This window comes from Flavobacterium sp. N2038 (genome assembly GCF_025947185.1).
GTDB lineage: Bacteria > Bacteroidota > Bacteroidia > Flavobacteriales > Flavobacteriaceae > Flavobacterium.
Window position 1 is genome coordinate 1337521 of sequence record NZ_CP110001.1, and the last position, 14700, is coordinate 1352220.

General features: G+C 28.2%; 15 protein-coding genes. All 15 read left to right on the plus strand.

Annotation, left to right across the window (positions count from 1 at the left end; all coding sequences use genetic code 11):
- Positions 1 to 22 precede the first annotated feature (22 nt).
- The 15 genes from OLM51_RS06040 to OLM51_RS06110 all read left to right on the plus strand — a co-directional run bounded on the left by OLM51_RS06040 (position 23) and on the right by OLM51_RS06110 (position 14697).
- Complete coding sequence (locus OLM51_RS06040) at positions 23 to 1162, plus strand: glycosyltransferase family 4 protein (RefSeq protein ID WP_264553454.1); 1140 nt, start codon at positions 23 to 25, stop codon at positions 1160 to 1162.
- On the plus strand, positions 1155 to 2261 hold the full coding sequence (locus OLM51_RS06045; protein ID WP_264553455.1) for a glycoside hydrolase family 99-like domain-containing protein: 1107 nt from the start codon (positions 1155 to 1157) through the stop codon (positions 2259 to 2261). The genes OLM51_RS06040 and OLM51_RS06045 overlap by 8 nt, the downstream gene beginning before the upstream one ends.
- Complete coding sequence (locus OLM51_RS06050; protein ID WP_264553456.1) at positions 2251 to 3387, plus strand: glycoside hydrolase family 99-like domain-containing protein; 1137 nt, start codon at positions 2251 to 2253, stop codon at positions 3385 to 3387. Before OLM51_RS06045 ends, OLM51_RS06050 begins: the two co-directional genes overlap by 11 nt.
- A 59-nt stretch (positions 3388 to 3446) precedes the next feature.
- Positions 3447 to 4502 carry a hypothetical protein gene (locus OLM51_RS06055; protein ID WP_264553457.1) on the plus strand — a complete coding sequence of 352 codons (1056 nt, stop codon included), beginning with the start codon at positions 3447 to 3449 and terminating at the stop codon, positions 4500 to 4502.
- Positions 4499 to 5413: a glycosyltransferase family 2 protein gene (locus OLM51_RS06060; protein ID WP_264553458.1), complete on the plus strand. Its 915-nt coding sequence runs from the start codon at positions 4499 to 4501 to the stop codon at positions 5411 to 5413. Before OLM51_RS06055 ends, OLM51_RS06060 begins: the two co-directional genes overlap by 4 nt.
- Positions 5414 to 5438: 25 nt before the next feature.
- A complete protein-coding gene (locus tag OLM51_RS06065; RefSeq protein ID WP_264553459.1) occupies positions 5439 to 6299 on the plus strand; it encodes a glycosyltransferase family protein in 861 nt (286 codons plus the stop codon).
- Entirely contained in the window at positions 6292 to 7215 is a 924-nt protein-coding gene (locus OLM51_RS06070; RefSeq protein ID WP_264553460.1) for a glycosyltransferase family 2 protein, read from the plus strand. Before OLM51_RS06065 ends, OLM51_RS06070 begins: the two co-directional genes overlap by 8 nt.
- Positions 7212 to 8081, plus strand: coding sequence for a glycosyltransferase family 2 protein (locus tag OLM51_RS06075; protein ID WP_264553461.1), 870 nt, complete (start codon positions 7212 to 7214; stop codon positions 8079 to 8081). The genes OLM51_RS06070 and OLM51_RS06075 overlap by 4 nt, the downstream gene beginning before the upstream one ends.
- Positions 8082 to 8352: 271 nt before the next feature.
- Complete coding sequence (locus OLM51_RS06080) at positions 8353 to 9393, plus strand: hypothetical protein (RefSeq protein WP_264553462.1); 1041 nt, start codon at positions 8353 to 8355, stop codon at positions 9391 to 9393.
- A gap of 223 nt (positions 9394 to 9616) precedes the next feature.
- The gene (locus OLM51_RS06085) at positions 9617 to 10510 is read left to right on the plus strand and encodes an FkbM family methyltransferase (protein WP_264553463.1); all 894 of its coding nucleotides are present in this window, start codon (positions 9617 to 9619) and stop codon (positions 10508 to 10510) included.
- Positions 10511 to 10513: 3 nt separating this feature from the next.
- Complete coding sequence (locus OLM51_RS06090; RefSeq protein WP_264553464.1) at positions 10514 to 11455, plus strand: beta-1,6-N-acetylglucosaminyltransferase; 942 nt, start codon at positions 10514 to 10516, stop codon at positions 11453 to 11455.
- A 40-nt stretch (positions 11456 to 11495) separates the two neighbouring features.
- Entirely contained in the window at positions 11496 to 12461 is a 966-nt protein-coding gene (locus OLM51_RS06095; RefSeq protein WP_264553465.1) for a glycosyltransferase family A protein, read from the plus strand.
- Entirely contained in the window at positions 12462 to 13400 is a 939-nt protein-coding gene (locus tag OLM51_RS06100) for a glycosyltransferase family 2 protein (protein ID WP_264553466.1), read from the plus strand. It begins immediately after the preceding gene.
- A 6-nt stretch (positions 13401 to 13406) separates the two neighbouring features.
- Positions 13407 to 14039 (plus strand): CatB-related O-acetyltransferase, encoded by a 633-nt coding sequence (locus tag OLM51_RS06105; RefSeq protein WP_264553467.1) that lies wholly within the window; start codon positions 13407 to 13409, stop codon positions 14037 to 14039.
- Positions 14032 to 14697, plus strand: coding sequence for a cytidylyltransferase domain-containing protein (locus OLM51_RS06110; RefSeq protein ID WP_264553468.1), 666 nt, complete (start codon positions 14032 to 14034; stop codon positions 14695 to 14697). The genes OLM51_RS06105 and OLM51_RS06110 overlap by 8 nt, the downstream gene beginning before the upstream one ends.
- Positions 14698 to 14700: the final 3 nt, after the last annotated feature.

Below are 14700 nucleotides of genomic sequence, written 5' to 3' on the forward strand. Positions count from 1 at the left end.
GCTTAAATTATAAAATTTTAGAATGATCAAAAAATCAAGAATATTAGTATTTGCTCATGAACAATATCTAAATGGAGCATCACATTCTTTAATTGCTATTTTAGAGGGATTAAAAGAAGTATATGAATTTTTGGTAATAGTGCCTGATTATGGCTTAATGGTTGATGAACTGAAAAGAATAAATGTAAATTTCGAGATATTAAATTTGCCAAGATGTGGTTACTTTAATTATTCATCCTTTCAAAATCATGTAAAGGAAATAAGACTTTATTATAAACGTAAAAAGGTAATCACAAAAAGACTGTTTTTGATAGCGGAAAACTTTCTTCCAGATTTAATTTATACAAATACTTCTGTTTTATCATTAGGTTACGATTTGTCAAAAAAAATAAATAAGCCTCATATTTGGCATATCAGAGAATATGGAGATAAAGATTTTAATATTTTCTACATTCCATCAAGAAGCTTAATTGTGAGTAAAATTAGAAAAAGTGATGTTTCAATTTTTACAACAAATTTGCTAAAAAAGCATTGGTTGGGAGAAAAGAAGCATAATTCTGAAATCATATACAATGGGGTTTTGGAACAAAAAGAAGTTCCTTTTAAGAAAAAAAGCAACAAGTTGATTACAATTGGAGTTGTGGGATTCATTATGGACACTAAAAATCAGGATTTCGCCCTACAGGTATTTAGCTCATGTTATAAAAAAAACAGTAATTTGAGATTGAACTTTTACGGAGATATTTTTACAGATCGTTATTACAAAACCTTAGAAAACTTTATTGAAATAAATAAATTATCAGATGCTGTTAGTTTTTTGGGTTATGTATCCAATGAGATAATATATAACGAAATAGATATATTAATGAGTTGTGCTAATAATGAAGCTTTTGGAAGAACTTTAATAGAAGCAATGAGTTATAAAATACCGGTATTAGCCAGAAATAGTGGTGGACCATCTGAAATATTAAATGACAACTACGATTTATCCCTATATGATACTATTGATGAAGCAGTTTTTAAAATGAATAATTTAGTTAATAATAGCAGGTTGTATAAGAAATCTTCAGAGGCTGGGTATAAGTTAGCTATGAGTTCTTTTTCTAAAAATAATTATATAGAAAAGACTGCCTTTATTTTTAATAAAACAATAAATGAATAAGATTAAACCGATTGCAATTTATTTACCTCAATTTCATCCTTTTAAAGAAAATAATGAATGGTGGGGAAAAGGGTTTACTGAATGGACAAATGTTAGTAAAGCGAAGCCAAGATTTGAAGGCCATTATCAGCCACATTTACCAGCTGATCTGGGATTCTATGATTTGAGACTGGAGGAATCTAGACTGGCACAGGAACAAATGGCAAAAGATTATGCTATACATGGATTTTGTTATTATCATTATTGGTTCAATGGAAAAAGGTTGTTACATGAACCCCTTGACAGAAAATTAAAGAATGATAAGGAAGATTTTCCTTTCATGATGTGCTGGGCAAATGAAAATTGGACAAGAAGATGGGACGGAGAAGAAGAAGAAGTTCTAATTAAGCAAGATTACAGTTTTGAAGATGATGCTGCTCATTTTAAATTTTTATGCAATAACTACTTTAAAGACTCAAGATATATTAGACATGATGGCAAGCCTGTTTTTTTGGTTTATCGACCTAAACTTTTTAATGATATAAATAAAACTATAGAAATTTGGCGAAATGTAGCAAGAAGTGAGGGTGTCGGAGAAGTGCATTTGGGATATATGCAAAGTTGGGGAATAACTGAAGATCCTTTAAATATGGGCTTTGATTTTGCTGTAGAATTTCAGCCCCGATTCCCAGCTGTAGAAGATAGAAAAAATAATTTTTGGCAAAAAATAGGCAATAAAATTTTTGGAGACTCTTTTGGTTTTGATAAAAAAGAAGTCGAAAATGATGCCGATAGATTGTACGATTATAAAAAATTTGTTGAGGCACAAAAGAGTCATAAATTTAAAAATAATGTAAGTCCTTCACTAATTCCAATGTGGGACAATACTTCAAGGCGAAAGAAAAAAGCATTTGTGTTTACCAATTCGACACCTGAAGAATATGGTAAGTGGCTGAGTTACATTGTGAGCAATTTTCCATGGAAAGCGAATAAAGAAAAATTTTTATTTATTAATGCATGGAATGAATGGGCCGAAGGAAATCATCTTGAACCATGCCAGAAATGGGGTACACAATATCTCGAAGAAACCAGAAAAAATCTGATTATAGATGAAAAATAAAATAAATTTTCTGGCATATTACCTTCCTCAATATCATCCTATACCAGAGAATGATCAATGGTGGGGAAAGGGTTTTACAGAGTGGACAAATGTAACTAAATCAAAACCTCTTTTCGAAGGGCACTATCAGCCAATATTACCAGCTGATCTGGGATTTTATGATTTAAGAATTTCAGAAGTACAAATACAGCAGGCTGAATTGGCAAAAGAATACGGAATTGATGGTTTTGTTTACTATCATTACTGGTTTGGTAACGAAAAAATGCTATTGGAAAAGCCTGCCGAGGCAATGCTCCAAAATAAAGCCATAGACATACCATTTTGTTTTTGCTGGGCAAATGAAAGCTGGAAAGGAATTTGGCACGGAATAAATAACAATAATGTCTTAATGGAGCAGTTATATCCTGGAGAACAGGATATTATTAATCATTTTAACTATTTGCTTCCATTTTTTAAAGATGAAAGATATATTAAAATTGAAGGGAAACCTATGTTTCATATTTATAAGCCAATTGATATTCTTAACACAAAAGAATATTTATCTGTTTATAATCGATTGGCAATAGAAAACGGATTTGAAGGAATTTATTTTGTAGCTAATTTTTTTCCATTTGAAACTGAAAATATTTTAGAATATGGCTTAGACGCCCAAGTAGGGTTGGATTTGTTTTATAAAGTTAGATATAAGAAAGCGATGGAAAAATCGCCAGGTGGAAATAAATTACTAAGAAGAATAAAAAATAAATTTAAAAGTAAAATTAGAAGCTATATTCAGCCTAAAAAGCAAAAACCAAGTCCAATGATCTATGAGTACGATGAAGTTGTTGATTATTTGAAAAATGATCAATATCCTCAGGGTATAAATTATTTTCCGTGTATAATCCCGAATTGGGATAATACAGCACGTGCAGGAATCAATGCGTTGATTTTTAAAAATTCAAACCCTGATGATTGGGCAAAATGGATAAGTTATACTATTGATAAATTAAAAAATAGAGAACAAAAGGAAAAATTTATAGTGATAAAATCCTGGAATGAATGGGCAGAAGGTAATTATTTGGAACCATGCAGTAAATTTGGATACAAGTGGTTAGAAGAATTAAAAAAGGCAAAAAACAAATTGTAATTTTTTTTAAAATATAAAAGAGAGGTACTTTTTTATTTTGGAATAGAAGGATAAAGTTTATGGAAGTATTTGTTCCGCATCAAAACGTTAATAACATTTATTTGGAAGAAATTATTCGTTTTTCGGATAGTAAATTTATCTTTGGAAATATAAATGAATATAAAAGCAGTTTTAAAATTGTTAATATACATTTTCCCGAAGCGATCTTTAACTGGAAAAGGCCTACAGAAGATGAGTTAATAGATTTAGAAAGGGAGTTATTGCTCTGGAAAAAACATTCTAAGATTGTGTTTACTCTAAACGATATAGAATCACATTATGACCGGGAAAATAAATTTATAAATTTATTTAGGTTAATTCAAAGACATGTTGATGCTGTTATACATTTAGGGAATTATTCTTTTGAAAAATTCAAACATCTGTTTTCTGAAAACTGTTCACATGTGGTAATTTATCATCCATTATATGCTAGTTTGACAGAGAATTATAAAACGGAAAGTTTCTCGAAAGAACTTAAAATAAATCTAAAAGAAAAGTATATAGTTACAGTTATTGGTGCTCTTAGATCTGCTGATGAAGCAAAACTGGTTTTTAAAATTTTTAATAAAATACCGGTTAAGAATAAATTTCTTGTAGTACCAACTATGTTTCAGTTTATAAATATGCCTTCCTATTTTCCTTATCGTTTTAGGAAAATTTACAGAGCCGTGGTCGAACGAATATTCTGTTATCCACTGCAAAAGAAAGATTACTTTTTTGGATACACGTTTTTAGACCATAAATATATGGTAGACTTAGTCGAAAAATCATCCTTGGTAATCATACCAAGAATAAAAAATTTAAACTCAGGTAACCTTTATTTAGGATTAACCTTTGATAAGCCAATGATAATACCTAAGGTTGGTAATTTGACAGAAATTGCAGATTTGTTTAATTTTCCAGTACTGGATTTAAAAAAAAATAATTTTGAAGAGGTTATTAAAATTCAGTTAGATCCAAAAATTGAATTCTCTTTTAAAACTAATGATTACTTAGAGAAAAAGAAAGTATTTATGCCGAACAAAATTGCCAAAGAATATGACTCTTTTTTTAATAATTTGATAAACACAAAATGAATCCATTAGTTTCTATAATTATTCCTTGTTACAATCAGGGTAAATTTATAAATGAGACGCTTCAGTCTGTTTATCTGCAAACTTATATCACTTGGGAATGCATAATTGTTAATGATGGCAGTACTGATAATACTGAAGAAATTGCCAAATCATGGGAAGCTAAAGACAGTAGGTTCAAATATTATTATAAAAAAAATAGTGGTGTAAGTAGTACAAGAAATTTTGGTATTTCAAAGGCTTCCGGAATGTATCTTCAATTTTTAGATTCAGATGATCTTTTGGATGAAAAAAAAATACAATTTTCTGTAGATGAAATACTTAAGTCTGATGAAGTAAAAAAACAAGTCGTTATTTCAAATTTTAAAATGATATCGGCCAATTCTAAGGAAATTTTACCGCCATTTTGTGAATTGACGGAAAAATCATTTACACTTGAAAATTTTTTGTACAATTTATTCTCGATTCAGCTGCAATGCGGTTTTTTTGATATAAAGCTGTTTGAGAATATAAAATTCCCCGAAAATTTATCAGCTCAGGAGGATTGGATTGTATGGATTGCTATTTTAAAAACAAACCCCGGATATAGCTTTATTGATCTGCCGTTGGCTTACTATAGAATTAATCCTTCAGGAAGAATGAATACGATTGGTGCCGATGATAATCAAATCAAAATTTTAGACCCATTAAAGCAAATATTGACTTATGACGAATACTATAAGTTTTCGGTCGATTTAATGACGCGATATTTTAATTCGGCTAAATTGTTTAGAAATAATTTGAATGCAGTTAAAAGATCAAAAAGTTATCAATCCGGAATATTGCTAAAAAAAGGGCTAAAAAAGATTGGGGTGTTGAAAATTGGGCAATTTTTCTTTAAAAGAGTTATCAAGTTCAAAACTAAAGAGTTGTAGTCTATAAATTTTTCCTAATAAAAAAATGATTTCAATAATTATTTGTTCCAGAGATATTAGCCTTTATACTAAAATACATAAAAGTATTGAAGAAACTATTGGTATAACTGAATATGAAATTATAAAGATTGATAATTCGGTAGAAAATTTAGCTATTGTGAAATCTTATAATATCGGAATTCAAAAATCAAAATTTGAGTATTTGTTGTTCGTTCATGAAGATGTTCTTTTTCATACCGTAAATTGGGGGCAGATTCTTGTCGATATTTTCGATTCAAATTCTAAGCTTGGACTGATTGGAGTTGCCGGGACTAAATATAAAAGTAAGTTTCCGAGTGCGTTTTGGCATACAAAAGAAGAGCTTTTAAATATTAATTTGATTCAGCATTATCCAAATAAACCAAAAAGTCATTTAAAACTGGGTTTTATCGAAAATCACATGGAAAAAGTTGTAGCAATTGACGGTGTTTTTATAGCACTTAAAAAAAATACAGGAGTTCAGTTTAATGAAAAAATTTCTGGTTTTCATTGTTACGATTTAGGTATTAGTGTTGATATTTTAGAAAAAGGATATCAAATTGTAGTAACCGATCAGATTTTAATAGAGCATTTTTCTAATGGAAATACGAATTTAGATTTTATAAATGGAGTTATTAAATTTCATGATTTGTATAAAAATAAACTGCCAAAAAGCATTGATCATAAAAATAAGAACTTAGGATCTTTAGCCTTAAAAAAATTTTTAGAATTGTGTCTGTATCATAGAATGGTACCTTTGAGGTTATGGTTGTTTAATATACGTCATAGACCTTTTGACAAATTGAATTATAAAATAATGAAATTAAAAATCTACACATTAAAAACTAAATTTAAATTTAATGTCTAGAGTTTCGATAATATTACCAAGTTATAATCACAGTGAATTTTTGTTAGAAAGGTTAAAAAGTATACTTAATCAAACATACAAAAATTGGGAAGCGATTATAATTGATGATCAATCTAAAGATGATAGTGTACAGATAATATCAAGTTTTCTAAAACAAAATGCAGACTTTAAAGTGAAATGCTTTATTGTCAATGAGAAAAATTCCGGAAGTGGTTATTTTTCATGGCAAAAAGGAATAGAATTAGCGGATACCGAATATATTTGGATTGCAGAAACGGATGATTTTTCTGAACCGGAATTTCTGGAAGAATTGGTTGAGATTTTAGAATTTAATCAAGAAACAGCTTTGGTTTTTTGTGGTAGTAATTATATTGAGAATAATAAAACCATTTATAATTCGGCAAATAGGACTCAGGATTTAGCCGTTGAAAAAAATAAATATAGAATTATTAATAAAAATATTTTTTTAGAGCGAATGCCTTTTAATACTTATATAACCAATGGGAGTTCTGTTGTTTTCAGAAAACCGCAGTTTGCAATTCCATCAGAAATATTTAATAATAGATTGTGCTCTGATATTTTTTTATGGTCTTATTTGCTTCAAAATAATTCTTTTGCATTTCTAAATAAAAATTTGAATTTTTTTCGAAGACATGAAGGGTCAACATCATCGTTTTTACAGAAAAATAAATTAGAAACTATTTATCATGAAAAAGCAAAATATCTGAATTATTTTGGAAAAGAAAAGGATTACGAATATTTTATAAATCATTATATCAAATATTATATTTGGAGTCATAAAAAAGATTTTTTGAATACTACAAGCATTCAAAAGATCCAGGCGGGTAAAAACCTAAAAGTGTTATATTTTTATAAATTGATACAATTTTTTGTTTCGAAACTTTTACGAAGATGATTTGGCCTTTAGTTACCGTTATTATTCCAACATATAACCGAAAAGAATATTTGGAAACAGCTATTCGATCGGTCTCGAATCAATCTTATTCGGAAATTGAGATTTTAGTAATAGATGATGGGTCAGCAAATAATTATGCGCAAGAAATCTGCAATAAATTCTCGAATTGCACTTATCATTTCAAGGTAAACGGTGGCTTGTCTTCTGCAAGAAATTACGGAATCCAGCTAGCTAAAGGTGAATACATAGCTTTTTTAGACGATGATGATTTTTGGGAAAGTTCAAAAATAAAGAAACAGGTAAAAATAGTACTCGAAAACCCTTCTGTTGATTGTGTTCATAGTTCTGTCACTGTCGTGGATGAAAATGGAAAACCTACAGGGAAATATTATGGAGCTGCTAAAAATAAAATTAGTAAACGTTCAGGATATGTTTTTTGGAACGCACTAGGTGTTTGGGTTGTAAAATCTCCAACTCCTCTAATTAGAAGAAAGGTTTTTAGAGAAGATTTAATGTTTGATGAAATGATTAAGGTTGGGGAAGATATTGATTTTTATCAGCGTATGTTTTACAGACATAAAATACATTACATTAACGAGCCATTAGCTTTTTATAGAGAATATGATGATCCAGAGCGACTTTCGCTTCAACTTGAAAAGTATATTGGAATTGAAAGTAAAATGTATCATAATTTTAGACAAATGAAAATTAGAAATCCATTTGTTCTTTATTTTGTAAAAATCAGATTACTAAAGAGTTATGTGAAAAGGTGGAATATGGCTGATGATAGAAATCCTATAATAATTAGTGAATTTGAAATTTGGTTTAGAATTAATTACTTTCTAAAAATATATTTCAAAATTTAAAGCGAAAAAAATTTAAAGTAAAAAAGAAAACTATACAATACTAAAGTGAGAATAACCAAAATATTTAAGAATTTGAAAAAATGACTTGTTTTAAACAAATTAGATCATTTTTAGTTTTTTATAGTTAAGGTATTAAAATTATTGCTTTTTATTTTAATTAAAAGATAAGTGAAATGAGTTAAATGACTTTTTATCAGATTATAAATGATTAAATCTCAAATCATATAATCGGTAAATATTATGTATTAACTTCTTCCAACCGATAGTGCTTATGAAAATACATTTTTATCATCATAATTTAATAGGATCGATTGATGAATTAAATTTCAGCCCAAATGATGGTTTAGATCATTGGATAACAACAACTTTCTTTGCTTTAAAAATGGAATTTGAAGAAATTACTATTGGCCCAGAAATACCTTTAGAAGGAGTTATTGTTTTTCATAGAAGATATTTTCCTGCCAAAATAAAACCAACTATTAATCAATTTTTTTTGTGTTTGCATATAGATTCTGGTAGACATTCTTATGCTCAATGGCATATAGTACACAACCCTTATCAGGATAAATTTTTCCTTTTTCCTAAATTAATTACGGATTTTCTATTTGGATTTAGTAAAACAAAATTTATCTGTGGTTGGCCACAACATAATATGATTCCACGTGAAATTTCGCGAAAAAGAGATTTAAAAACCATATCATTTCATGGGAATATTGAAAATATTCCTAAAGAAGTTATTTCGGATGATTTCAATATGTTTTTAAAAAATAATAATTTAGAATTAAAGATAAAGGCTGAACCTGAATCATGGAACGATTTTTCAGATTCTGATCTTTCTTTTTGTTTTAGAAGTTTCGATAATGAAAAATATTATTTTAAACCTTATTTAAAGATTACTAATTCTTTATTAGCTGGAGTTCCCGTTGTTTCAGGATATGATTCAAGTTCGGTTTATTTTCATAATAATTATGTTACAATCCCATTAGTTCGAAATATTTCAGAATTGAAGGTATTAATCTTGCAAATTGTCGAGAAAAAATATGATCCTATAGGGCAACTTGAAGAATTTGAAAAGCATAAAAATAAATTTGTGCGGAATGAAATTCAAAAAAAATGGATTTTGCTTTTAAAACAAGTAGAACAAGATTATAATAAATGGATGAGTTCATCGAATAATAAGAGAACTGCATTTTTAAAGGTTCGTCAATTTTATCGTTTTATGTATAATTCTTCAAAGTTATACTTCACTTTTTTGGTTCGAATTAAAAGTAAAATCAGGAATTTTAAAATACTTGTAACTAAATGCGCATAGGAACAAACCCAGAAAATAAAAATTAGAAATCCATTTGTTCTTTATTTTGTGAAGGTAAAGTTGTTAAAAAGTCATATAAAAAGATACAACTTGGTAGGTAATAGAAATCCTATAAGAATTAGTGAGTTTGAAATTTGGGTTAGAATTAATTATTTTCTAAAATTATATTTCAAAATTTAAAGCAAAAAAATAAGTTAAAAAAAGAAAACCGTACAAAACTAAAATGAGAATAGCCAAAATATTTAAGAATTTGAAAAGATTAAATTTTATTAATCTGACAAGACTTATCATTTATAAGCTGAAGAAAAAGATAAATAGTAAGACAACACAGGCCGAGAAATATTTGTCTCTTTATTATAATTATTTGGTTAGATTTAATGGTGTTTTAATTGAAGAAACCAGTAAATATTATATCACAGAATTTAAGGATAAGTTTTCAGCACGAGTTAAACTTAGAAAAACTCCTTCTAGTGATTTTGATGTTTTTTATCAAGTAGTTGTGTCGAATGAATATCTTCCGGTTGTAACTAGTTATCGGACAAATTTTAAGCTTCCATTAAATTATACACCAAATATTATTGATGCAGGAAGTAATATTGGTTTAACATCTCTGTTTTTTATCAATCAGTTTCAAAGCGCCAAAATTGTTGCTGTAGAACCTGATACTGATAATTTTCAGGTACTGGATTATAACTTACAAGAAAAAGATAATTTTGAGTTTATTAAAATTAATGGTGCGATATGGTCATCAAATACAAAAATTAAAGTAATAAATGATTTTAGAGATAGGTCTGATTGGTCATTTAGGGTTGAAGAATCTAATGATTCAGATGCAATGCAATCATATACAATTAACGATCTAATGTCAAAAAATAATTTTGATTATATAGATATTCTTAAAATTGATATCGAAGGAGCAGAAAAACAAATATTTACTTCGTTTGAGTCTGATTTAGATTTTTTGAATAAAACAAAATGTATAGCCATTGAAATTCACGATGAGCTTGAATGCAGAGATGAAATTAATACTATTCTTGATAAATATGGATTTTCAATTATTCATGAAGGAGAGCTGACAATTGGAATCAATAAAAATTTAAGAGACACAACCGCTTAATTCATGACAATAAATTATATAATATTAGCGCATAGATATCCGAATCAAGTAAAGAAATTGATTCAGAAACTGACATGTCCAGATGCTTTTTTTTATGTTCATATCGATAAGAATGTTTTAATCGATCCTTTTTTTGAAGAATTAGATGATTTGCCGAATGTAAGTTTTGTTGCTCAACGTGAAGAGGGAATTTGGGGAGATTTAGGAATTGTTATAGCAACATTAAATGCTTTAAAGCAGATTTTAAGTGATAAAAGGAGTGGTTATTGTGTGCTCTTAAGCGGTCAGGATTATCCAATTAAATCTAATGATGATATAAAACTGTATTTTAAAACAAATATTGGAAAAGATTTTATAGATATTTTTTCTCTGCCAACAAAGTATTGGTCAATAGATAGAATGACAAAATATAAATTTAATCTATCTGGCAAAAAGGAAGATTTTGTGCAAATTGGTTCTATTTTGGAATCTGAGTTTTTCACAAAAAAGACTTTTAAGAAAATTTATAGGTTGATAAAATTAGGTCGCTTTGATTTTATTTTGAAGATTTTAAAAAAGAGGAAATATCCTAATTACATCCAGCCTTATGGAGGAAGTCAATGGTGGGCTTTGTCAATGACAACAGTTGAAAAAATTATTGCATTTCTTGAAGATCATCCGGATTATGTAAGATATCATACGTATTCATTATTACCAGATGAAATGTTTTTTCAGTCAATTATTATGTATTTGATAGAAAAGAAAAATGAAATTAAAATAATGCCATTTCTTTCTTATGCTAACTGGGAAAAAAAGAATTGTGATTTGCCGGTTACCTTTACTTCTGAAGATTTTGACGAATTAATCTCACAGCCAAATTCTAAGCTGTTTGCAAGAAAATTTGACAGGAGTATAGATAAGGAGATTTTTGATAAAATAGATGCTTTTCAAGCACAGAAGAAATAAAAAATAAACGGGTTTTAATTCAAATAAAGAGATAAAAATTATGCGTATTGGCGAAAATCCGGAAAAATTAAACTCTAAAAAGCTCGAGTATAAACCTTTTAGGGTGATAATTCCTGTTTTTATTCCTGAAGGTAATGCGGGATATTTTAAGGATGCTTTTTCTGTTTTTGAAAAGAGTATATACTCCCTATTAAATACAATAGATGCTGAAAAAACAAATATTACAATAATTAATAATAATTGTAAAAAAGAGGTCACAGATTACATTAATTTATTACTCGCTAATAAAGAAATTGATAAACATATTCACTGTAGTGAGAATTATGGAAAAATTTACACCATACTTCAGGAAGCTAGAGGATGTTATGAAGATTATATTGCAATAGTAGATTCAGATGTTTTTTTCTTTTCCAATTGGCAGAATGAAGCTTTGTCAATTTTTAATAATTTTAAAAACGCAGGGGTTGTAGGTTTAACACCTGACCCAAATACAGCGTTTTATTGCAATAACTCTCTTTTTACTAATGAATTTTTATTTGTAAAAAAAGACAAAGTAGTAAAAGATAAGGAGTTAGAATTGTTTGAAGCAGGTATAAATAAGGAGAATTTTTTTGTAACCAAGACTAAAAATTGGAAGGAAAAACAGTTCTACTTAGAAACAAAAACAACAAAAGCTGTTATTGGGGCCGGACATTTTGCTTCAGTATACAGAAAAGAAATTTTTAAAAAACTTCCTTTAGAAAAACCCATTTATGTTTTTCCTGGGGGTGAATTAAGTTTTTTAGATATTCCGATTGATAAACTGGGATATTATAGGCTTTCTCTACTAAAAGCATCGGCTTACCATTTGGGTAATTCATTACCAGACTGGATTCTTGAAAAAGAAATTTTTGCATCCAAAATTCATGAACATTTAGAAAGTTCGAAGAGAGTGTATGTTTTAATTCCGTATAATTTCAGATGTCTTTTTGTTAGGGTTTTAAGAAAATTTAATTTTTATAAATAGATGGGGCATAAAAATTTAGTGTCAATTGTAATCGCAACTTATAATAGAGCAAATCTAATAGCTGAAACTCTAGAGAGTGTTTTAGCTCAAACCTATGAAAATTGGGAGTGTATAATTGTCGATGACGGTTCTTCTGATAATACTGAAGAGGTGGTAGCTAAATATACTACCGATGAAAGAATACGGTTTTTTAAAAGACCAGAAGAAAGAATAAAAGGCCCCAATGCGAGTAGAAACTACGGAATAGAAAATAGCTTTGGAGAATTTATAATGTCTTTAGATTCTGATGATTGGATTCTGTCGGATTATTTACAAAAAAAAATTGAAATTTTTCAAAATCAACCAGAGGTGGATGGAGTACTTTCAAAAACTATAATGGTCAATAATGAGAAAGAAATAATTAAAAAAGAACTAAGGACAAAAATAACAAACAATTTACTTGAAGATTTTATTTCTTTAAATATCTCTTGGTATATGCATGATATTCTTTGGAGAAGAAGTTTTTTGCAAGATAAAATCTTGTATAATGAGAGACTTCTTAAAATGCTTGATCGGGATTTCCATATAAGACGATTGATAGAAGAACCGAATTTGTTTCTTGTTGATGAATATTTAGCTTTATATAGAATTCACGAAAACTCAAATTCATCAAATTCAGATTATAACGTAGCAGAATCCAGACATAAAGCAATTTTACAAATTGTGGGGGCTTTAAAAAAGGAAAACAAACTTTCAGATCGAATAAAATTTTACTTATTTAAACATCAAGTTCAAAATTTAATTGTTTTATATAAGCATCCTAAATGTATTGAGTTATATTTAAATTTAATTGGTAAAACATTTAATTTTAGTTTAGAATACTTGAAATGGTTGTTGAAATTTAGCATTGGATATGTTTCGTTCAAATTAACAAAAAGAGGATTAAGATTTATTCAATAAAGAGAAATGAAAAAAATATTCAAAAAATTATTGTTTAAAATTTTAAACAGTCCAGAAATTAATGGTAGTAGTGTGTTTTCAGGTTTTTCTCGAGGAATAAAAAATGTAGTGTTTGAAGGTAATAATGCAGTTCCTCATGGATGTAATTTTTCAGGTAAAGTTACAATTGGATTTGCGAGCACATTAGGGTATAATAATTTTATACATGGTGATGTTACAATTGGAAAATATTGTCAAGTAGGAGTTGATGTTGGAATATTTGCCAAAAATCATCCAACTAATTATATGTCAACGTACATTAACAAAAATTTATTTAATGGTGAATTGAAAAGTATTAGGCAAGAAAATAAAATAATCATTGGTAATGATGTCTGGATTGGTCACAATGTAATAATTGTCGGAAATGTTACTGTTGGAAACGGAGCGGTTTTGGCAGCCGGTTCAGTAATAACAAAGGATGTATTGCCATATTCAATTGTTGGAGGTGTTCCAGCAAAAATTATTAAAAAGAGATTTACAGATAGTATTATCCAAGAAATAGAAGAATTACAATGGTGGAATTACTCTGAATCTGAATTAGAAAAAATAAAACCTCTGTTTTTTAAAGATTTTGAAAATAAAATTAGCATATATGAATAAAACAATTGCTATAATTCCTGCAAGAGGAGGTTCTAAACGAATACCTGAAAAAAATATTCAGATTTTAGGTGATCTACCTTTGATTGTTCATTCCATTATTTATGCAAAAGAAAATAAAGCAATAATTGATGAAGTATATGTTTCCACAGATAATGATGCAATCAAACAAATTGCCTTAAAATTTGGTGTAAATATTATTGACAGACCAGAATCAATTTCAGGAGATATGGAACCAACAATTTCTGCTCTAAAACATGTTTTAGAATCCATTGATTCAGAAGATGTAGAAAATGTTGTTTTATTACAACCTACAAATCCGTTGAGACCTCGGGATTTATTAAATGAAACTTTCGAAAAATATCAAAATGAAAATTTAGACAGTTTATTTACGGTTTCCAGAAATTATCAAAAATTGGGAAAAATTGAAGACAATAGATTTTTACCCTATAATTATTCTATTGGGCAAAGAAGCCAGGACTTAGAGCCTCTTTTTTTTGAGAATGGATTATTATATATCACAAAAGCTTCCTTAATTCTGAATAATATTATTATTTCAGAAAATGCTTTTCCATTCGAAGTAAATCATATTTTTGCACAAGTTGATATCGATACTCGGGATGATTTAGATTATGCGAGATATCTTTATCAAAAACAATAAAAC

What these genes read in the sequence shown, in the direction of transcription:
- OLM51_RS06040 (WP_264553454.1), top strand. Translation starts at nt 23, where the DNA reads ATGATCAAAAAATCAAGAATATTAGTATTTGCTCATGAACAATATCTA.
- OLM51_RS06045 (WP_264553455.1), top strand. Translation starts at nt 1,155, where the DNA reads ATGAATAAGATTAAACCGATTGCAATTTATTTACCTCAATTTCATCCT.
- OLM51_RS06050 (WP_264553456.1), top strand. Translation starts at nt 2,251, where the DNA reads ATGAAAAATAAAATAAATTTTCTGGCATATTACCTTCCTCAATATCAT.
- OLM51_RS06055 (WP_264553457.1), top strand. Translation starts at nt 3,447, where the DNA reads ATGGAAGTATTTGTTCCGCATCAAAACGTTAATAACATTTATTTGGAA.
- OLM51_RS06060 (WP_264553458.1), top strand. Translation starts at nt 4,499, where the DNA reads ATGAATCCATTAGTTTCTATAATTATTCCTTGTTACAATCAGGGTAAA.
- OLM51_RS06065 (WP_264553459.1), top strand. Translation starts at nt 5,439, where the DNA reads ATGATTTCAATAATTATTTGTTCCAGAGATATTAGCCTTTATACTAAA.
- OLM51_RS06070 (WP_264553460.1), top strand. Translation starts at nt 6,292, where the DNA reads ATGTCTAGAGTTTCGATAATATTACCAAGTTATAATCACAGTGAATTT.
- OLM51_RS06075 (WP_264553461.1), top strand. Translation starts at nt 7,212, where the DNA reads ATGATTTGGCCTTTAGTTACCGTTATTATTCCAACATATAACCGAAAA.
- OLM51_RS06080 (WP_264553462.1), top strand. Translation starts at nt 8,353, where the DNA reads ATGAAAATACATTTTTATCATCATAATTTAATAGGATCGATTGATGAA.
- OLM51_RS06085 (WP_264553463.1), top strand. Translation starts at nt 9,617, where the DNA reads ATGAGAATAGCCAAAATATTTAAGAATTTGAAAAGATTAAATTTTATT.
- OLM51_RS06090 (WP_264553464.1), top strand. Translation starts at nt 10,514, where the DNA reads ATGACAATAAATTATATAATATTAGCGCATAGATATCCGAATCAAGTA.
- OLM51_RS06095 (WP_264553465.1), top strand. Translation starts at nt 11,496, where the DNA reads ATGCGTATTGGCGAAAATCCGGAAAAATTAAACTCTAAAAAGCTCGAG.
- OLM51_RS06100 (WP_264553466.1), top strand. Translation starts at nt 12,462, where the DNA reads ATGGGGCATAAAAATTTAGTGTCAATTGTAATCGCAACTTATAATAGA.
- OLM51_RS06105 (WP_264553467.1), top strand. Translation starts at nt 13,407, where the DNA reads ATGAAAAAAATATTCAAAAAATTATTGTTTAAAATTTTAAACAGTCCA.
- OLM51_RS06110 (WP_264553468.1), top strand. Translation starts at nt 14,032, where the DNA reads ATGAATAAAACAATTGCTATAATTCCTGCAAGAGGAGGTTCTAAACGA.